At 43.5% G+C, this 6774-nt stretch carries 5 protein-coding genes and 2 pseudogenes; 1 reads left to right on the top strand and 6 read right to left on the bottom strand.

The features are described from left to right. Positions 1-259: 259 nt before the first annotated feature. The 6 genes and pseudogenes from V7K97_RS11040 to V7K97_RS11015 form a co-directional block, all read right to left on the bottom strand. Positions 260-430 (bottom strand): annotated as a pseudogene (locus V7K97_RS11040) (nitrogenase component 1); the annotation flags it as partial. Continuing rightward, positions 430-1824, bottom strand: coding sequence for a nitrogenase iron-molybdenum cofactor biosynthesis protein NifE (nifE, locus tag V7K97_RS11035; protein ID WP_334800958.1), 1395 nt, complete (start codon positions 1822-1824; stop codon positions 430-432). The pseudogene V7K97_RS11040 and the gene nifE, both read right to left, overlap by 1 nt. Before the next feature lie 541 nt (positions 1825-2365). Further along, positions 2366-2830 (bottom strand): annotated as a pseudogene (nifH, locus tag V7K97_RS11030) (nitrogenase reductase); the annotation flags it as partial. 53 nt (positions 2831-2883) lie between these two features. Next, positions 2884-4017 carry a substrate-binding domain-containing protein gene (locus V7K97_RS11025; protein WP_334800957.1) on the bottom strand — a complete coding sequence of 378 codons (1134 nt, stop codon included), beginning with the start codon at positions 4015-4017 and terminating at the stop codon, positions 2884-2886. A 575-nt stretch (positions 4018-4592) separates the two neighbouring features. Then, entirely contained in the window at positions 4593-4826 is a 234-nt protein-coding gene (locus V7K97_RS11020; RefSeq protein WP_334800956.1) for a hypothetical protein, read from the bottom strand. Between the two features lie 198 nt (positions 4827-5024). After that, positions 5025-5207 (bottom strand): hypothetical protein, encoded by a 183-nt coding sequence (locus V7K97_RS11015; RefSeq protein ID WP_334800955.1) that lies wholly within the window; start codon positions 5205-5207, stop codon positions 5025-5027. A gap of 736 nt (positions 5208-5943) precedes the next feature. Here V7K97_RS11015 and V7K97_RS11010 point away from each other — a divergent pair. Further along, positions 5944-6720 carry a reverse transcriptase N-terminal domain-containing protein gene (locus tag V7K97_RS11010; protein ID WP_334800954.1) on the top strand — a complete coding sequence of 259 codons (777 nt, stop codon included), beginning with the start codon at positions 5944-5946 and terminating at the stop codon, positions 6718-6720. Positions 6721-6774: the final 54 nt, after the last annotated feature.

Below are 6774 nucleotides of genomic sequence, written 5' to 3'. Positions count from 1 at the left end.
AAAAATAGCTCGATGCCAGGTTTATTAATTACAAACTAAAACCCTCTAGCTCCCATCACAGCTAGGGGGTTTTTGTTTATGCTGAATTTAGTATTGGATAAAGGTAAAGTCGCCAAACTTCTTCTAATGTCGGCATTTGTTCTTCCACCCTTTTCATGATTATCATTATTGTATTATTGTCTGGAGCAAACATACTACAGAGTCCCCCACCTTTCCCAGGGGAAAAAGACCCGTCTACCGCGCCATAACTCAAGTGAAGGCGGAAATGTTGTACTAATACCGCCTTAGTCAAAGCAGTACAGCCTTGAGAACCCTGTAATAAAGGCATGATTCCCTTCAACCGCAAAAAGGCTAAAACAGCACCTACAGTTTGGCTTTGCTTCAGGGGATTAACTGCAACTGATGTATTCGTAACGCTAATAATCGCCATCAAATTTCCTCCTTTAGAGAATTTCCTGCTTCCCACGGGGCTGGCTGGTATACTTGCTCCCACACAGGGTTGTAAAAAGCAGCATATAGTTCTCGTGCTACCTCTAAAATTCCCATATAGCCTGCATAGGCATGATTGCGTTCTTGATTAATGTCTAAGAATGGAATCTTAGCCGTAAGAGAAGTATCTTGATGGCGTTTATCAGCAATTAACATATCAACTTGATTTTCGTTAATTATCTGTAAAATTTCTTCAGGACTATTTTGTTCTAGAATTATGCCATCTTGACCTAGCAAACTTTTGACTCTAATTCTATCCTCCTCAGTATTATTCTTAGTGAGAATAGTAATGACTTCCATCCCCAATTTCTTAGCAGCAAAGATAATCAACCAACTCTTGAAACTTCCAGTAGAAAGGAGAACGCACTTACCTTGTAATCGGGTGATATAAACAGCGAGTTTTTCTTCTAAGGCAGCAGTTTCTTCTGCAATTAGTTTTTCTGTATGTTCCTGCAAATCAGAATTACCTAACTTGGCAGCAATATTCCTTAAACATTGATTGATTGACTCTATACCATAGATAGACTCTTCAATATAGGGAATGCCATATTTTTCCTCCATGCTTTTTGCCATGTTAATTAGTGCTTTGGAGGAGAGCAGCACGTTAAGTTTGGCACGATGGGCATAGCAAACTTCTTTGTAGAGAGCATCGCCTGTAATTTTTGCCAAAACTCTGATACCTAATTTCTCCAATAACGGTAGAACATTCCATATTGCACCTGCGATGTTATGTTCACCAATTAGGTTGATGTTATCAGGTGTACTAGTCTCTGGTTCAGCTGTTCCAATAACGTGTTCTAGCAACGCTTCACCAGCAACACGATTGCCCAAATTTTGGTTTCCAATAAAGCCAGGACAATGTACAGGTATAGTGGGTATTCCTGTTTTCTCGGTGGCATTTTTGCAAACTCCCTCGATATCATCCCCAATCAAGGCGGTGATGCAAGTGGAGTAAACAAATACCGCCGTCGGTTTGTAGCGTCTTGCTAATTCTAAAATACCTTTGTACAGCTTTTTGGCTCCACCAAAGATGATATCGTTCTCATCAATGTCGCTGGTAAAGCGTATTTTGTATAGCATCGAACCAGAAGAGAGACTGCTGTAACTTCCCCAAATACTGGCAGCACAGCCACTTGGCCCGTGGACTACATGAGCAGCATCGGTGATTGGTACTAGGGTAATCATTGCACTGTCAAAAGCACAACTCCCTTGAGTAGTTCCAGGTTGGGGTAATTGTGTGGAGGACTTTTTTTTATGCAGTTTTTGTTGCTGATGAGCATCTTCTGAATTTGACTCACTGAATGAATCGTTGATTTTTTCTGGGGTGGGATTCATTTGTTTGGTGACAATAGGTAGAAGTTATTAGGTATTAACTGAATTCCCAAAGGCTTTTATAGGACTTTCATTTATTAGTTTATCTAAAGCATGGAATAAAAGGGAATGAGAAAGAGAATTTTCCATCCCCTAAAACATAAACATCAACGAGGTTAGAGAAGGAGAAAACAAAAACACGAACTAGACTATTAAGGTATTAATGTTAGCGTGTACATTTTGGTAGATTAGTATTCACACGGTGAAGATAAAAAACACAGAGTTAAGACGGGTGCATCCCGATTTGGCAGATTTATTTTGTAATGCGTTCGCGTAGCGTGTCCGTTGGCGCAGCCTCCCGCAGGGAAGGACAAACATCTTGCTCGCTGTATCTATTATGCGAGCAAGATGCTCGCACTACATATTCCAAAATGGGATGCTCCCGTTAAGATTGGCTATTCCATTACCTCCATTTTAAAAGATTGGTGAGAAAATGGGCGAGAATAGCCCACCTAATATTTACTCTGTATTTAGCACCGGAGTCTAAACAAGAACCTTACTTCTTCTAGCTACCAGAAACTATTTCTACGTTTCCTTTTTTCACTGCTTCTAGTGCTTCGCCTTGAGCGTCTTCTAGCTTCTTAGCAGCATCTGCTTGGCTAATCATTTTTGCAGCATTTTCTTCACTTTCAAGGATGCCGAACTCAATCAACAAATCTTCTAGCTCATCCATCTCAATGGGTGTGGGAACTGTAAGATTTGTATTGTTGATAATCTTGTCCGCTAATGTGCGATATTCATTAGCTTGTTTGCTGTCAGGTGCGTACTCGTTCACTGTCATCCGGCGCAATTCGGCGTGTTGCACGATATTGTCACGGGGGACGAAGTGAATCATGTGGGTATTCAATCTGGCTGCCAGGGTGCTAATCAGTTCGTCTTACCGGTCAGTTTGACGGCTGTTACAAATCAGCCCACCTAAACGCACGCCGCCAGTATGAGCATATTTGACAACGCCACGAGCAATGTTGTTTAAATTTACGCAGAGTTTCCCTTTAACAACACAACCAACCATTACAATCCACTCTAAACAGTCGCTACAACTTCGCCAATTTTGCTGATATCGTAACCGCCGAGAATTTCAAATTGGGAGTGAACCATCCGATGTCCCAAAGTACTGAGCAACTGCTGTACTGGTGCTTCTTCCAGATATTCCTTGAGAATCACCAAATCATATCGTGACTGATGTAAAGGGATAAATCCCAGCCCAAAAGCGGTAGCTACAGATGCCGTACTCATACCAGCATCGGCAACTCCTCTGACTAAAGCTTGGGCAACATCTTGGTGACTGTTGAGTACATTGTCAAAGCCCTGAAGGGCATCGAACGGTATCTGCTCTTTTTGGAGTGTTTGTTCCAAAAGCATCCGACTACCAGAACCTATTTCGCGATTAACAATAGTCGCTCCCCCCGCAACTAAGTCACTAACTGTTCTAATTCCCATTGGGTTCCCTGACTTTAATAAAAGTCCCTCCTCCCAGACACCAAGGGTAATCAGAACTGCTTCCCTCCCAGCCAGAACATCTCGAACAAAGGGAGTATTATACTCACCAGTCTCAGGATCGTACAGATGCATCCCAGCGATGTGCGCCTCACCTCTGCATAGACTGTGCAATGCAGCCATGCTATTGGCGAAGTTATATTGGACTCGCAGTTGGGGATGCCAGCGTTCGGTGGCTCTTGCCCATAGTGAAATCACAGGGGCACAACCAGCAATCACAACGGTGTTGTGAAGTGTGTCGAGATTATCGTCTAAAAGACGGACTCGAACTTTATTTGTACCTGTTTGGCTTGTGCTTTCACCGTCAGCCGGAATCATATCTTGGCGAAAAGCATCCTTGCCAATCAAGGGATAAGCTATCCATTGTCCTCCCACACGAGCCATGCTAACTCGTAGCTGCTGACCATTAGGAACAGGTTTAGCAAGAACGGCTTCAATTTCAGGTAAATCTCGCTCTAACCAGAATAGATCCTCTACTTGACAGCCAAGCGCTTTGGCCAAGCGAAGTGTTATGGCAACTGAAGGAGCATATTGTCCCGACTCTACACCACTAATAGTCTGACGAGTCACATTAGCGATGTTAGCCAAGTCTTGTTGGCTCATGCCTAAGCGAGTTCTAATTGACTTCAAGTTATTACGGAGGTCACTATCCTGCTTCATTGGCTTTGTCTCTTAGTTTCAAAAAGCCGTAGCGGATTTAAACATTGCATCTGCCAAGGCGAAAGTGTGGTCTTTGAGTTTATATCATTTCTCTTGGACGACATGACTGTGCAATGGAAAGTCTTGATTCCCCATATAAAAAGACTATCACATCAATTGCAAATTTGCTTGCCAAGCGCCAATTATTTTTGCGGGTGGTTACTTTTTAGCCGCTTTTTTGGCTCAAAAGCCCCAAATTCCGATAAAGAGAGCATTTGTTTAGTATGAAAGCGTTACCAACTAAATTGGTAAATATCCCTAATTTCATCTGAATGAACAGCTGCTTTTGCACCTTGTTTAACTCGCGCGCGATCTGAATTGTTGCACCACCAAATGGGGGTCTTAAACCCGGTTATTCAAATAATGCTTTAGCCTGACGTTCAATATCTGCTTTATTGGCTTCTGGTGGAACTTCTAGCCGAATTACAAATACACCACCACTTTTCTTTTCAATGGCTTGAACTGATAAGTTTTCTTCACCATATTCAGCCTGTAGTTCTTGAAAAGAAAGAATAAATGCTTTCCAGTCAATGCCATCAGTAAAAATTAGGATATCTCAAGGGTTCTAGGCTTTCTAATTCGCGCCCTGCTTCTAAATAGGTTGCTTTTCTAGGCTCCCTTTCACCTTGGGAACTCCCCGTTAGCGCCAGTGTCAACCCGCGATGGTCGTCTGGTTGCGCCCAGTTAAGAGCTTCACTCCACAAGAACCGAGCTTGTTCGGTGGGGGCAGATAAGGAGTCAAGTCTGAGTCTGACTGGTAGGGCTTTCACCTACATCTTTCTGAGAGTTCAACCTTGCCTATTACTAGACTCGGTTGGATTAGTTATGTACGGGCTTATACCGTGATTCACTAATCAACGAATCACACCAGTCCCTTTAGGGCTGAGAGTGTCAAAGTACCAGTGTACTGATTTGAAGCAAGCGTTAGCGAGTATTCGAACGTCTGCCTACGGTTCAAGAAGCCTATGTCACAAGCGATCGCTCTTTTTGGTGTTTCCTCTAAGAATTTTGCGGGGGCGACACCGATAGCGCAGCGTTAGCGACGCAGGAGCGTCGCAGCCCATCGTAGACATCGCTCTATAGGTGTAACTTTGACTCGAAAAGAATTTTTTGTCAGATGCAAGGGTGGTATAACCTAATATGAGTGTCAAAAGCTACTTGATCCAACGTTTAGTTACCTCTGCAATGCGTTCCCCAAATGATAATCTGCTCTCCAGAGAATTTTTAAGTGCGATGCCGAAGGCGGGCGGTTACGCCATCGGTGCGATTCGTTCGGTCGAGCGCGACCTGAAAAAGGTCGTTTAGTACGGGAAACCCAGTTCCCTAGCGGATTCACACCCGCTACCCCTACGTAAAAGACTCATAAGAGTCCGGTCACGCCTCAAGTAAGTAATGAACGAGGTGGAGTGCAGACCACGAAAGTAACCGAAGCTGCCAGCCGAAGGCGGTCAGGAGCAAAGGGGAATCCTTTAACGGTGAACGCAAGTGAACTATCAACTAAACTGCGTTATACGAAAAGGAGCCAAATTAGGCTGATAGGCTCTGACCAAAAGGTAAATGGATAGGATTTATAGTTTCGACTTCTATAAATCGTGTGAACATAACTTCCATCGCAGAATAGATAGCACCTAAAAGAGGATAGAAAACTAAAACGATACAACAGGGTAAGCCCTACAGAGTCTAGGAGAGGTCGAATACTCTTAGTAAGTCCGAGGCAACAAAGACAGAAATCTCTGGAGGGTAAAGGATGGAAGAAAAAGCGAACGCTGGTTTGTAATGAACCAGATAAGAGTTGAAACATTACTCTTGACCGAAAGGAAAGCAGACTTCTTCTGGGTCTTACACGAAGGAAACCAAACAAAGGAATCCAATCTGAGGACAAGTTAGATGGTGTCATCATTGACAACAAACGGACTGAAGAAACAGCTTGAGAACTGGAACCAGATTAAATGGAAACAGATAAACAAGCTTATTAGAAACCTACGTCAAAGAATCTTTCGTGCGAGGAAGCTTGGGGACTTCCGTAAGCTGAGAAACTTACAGAAGTTAATGCAAAGAAGCTACGCCAATTTACTATTATCTGTTCGGCGTATCACCCAGACCAACCAAGGCAAGGCAACGGCAGGCATTGATAAAGAAATCATCAATACCCCAGAGCAAAGGGTGAACCTGGTAAATAACTGGAATGGGGGAAACCTCAAACCAACCCGAAGGGTAGAAATACCTAAACCCAACGGAAAAAAACGACCGCTCGGAATCCCGACCGTGCGCGACAGAATCGAACAGGCAATAGTTTTGAACGCACTGGAACCCGAATGGGAAGCCGTATTTGAACAAAACAGTTATGGCTTCCGACCGGGGCGAAGCTGTCAAGACGCAATAGAACAAAGCTTCAATTTGCTCTCAAGATGGCACAATTGGGTTCTAGAAGCTGACATCAAGGGATTCTTCGACAACATTGCCCATGAGTCCATTCTGAACATGGTGAGCAACTTCCCAAAACGGGAACTCATCAAAGGATGGTTAAAAGCGGGTTTTGTGTTCCAAGGATATCTCAATCCCACAGAACAAGGCACACCACAGGGAGGAGTTATTACTGCCACATCTGAGGGTACTCCACAAGGTGGGGTAATTACCCCTCCTACAATCTTGCAAACTTTCTGATTCAGACTTTGGGACATCAGAAACTTCCCCTACCCGAAAAACCACATTTACCTG

Source organism: Nostoc sp. (genome assembly GCF_036917815.1).
In the GTDB taxonomy this organism is placed as follows: domain Bacteria; phylum Cyanobacteriota; class Cyanobacteriia; order Cyanobacteriales; family Nostocaceae; genus Nostoc.
Note: the sequence above shows the minus strand (reverse complement) of the source record. Positions and strands in the feature narration are given on the sequence as shown.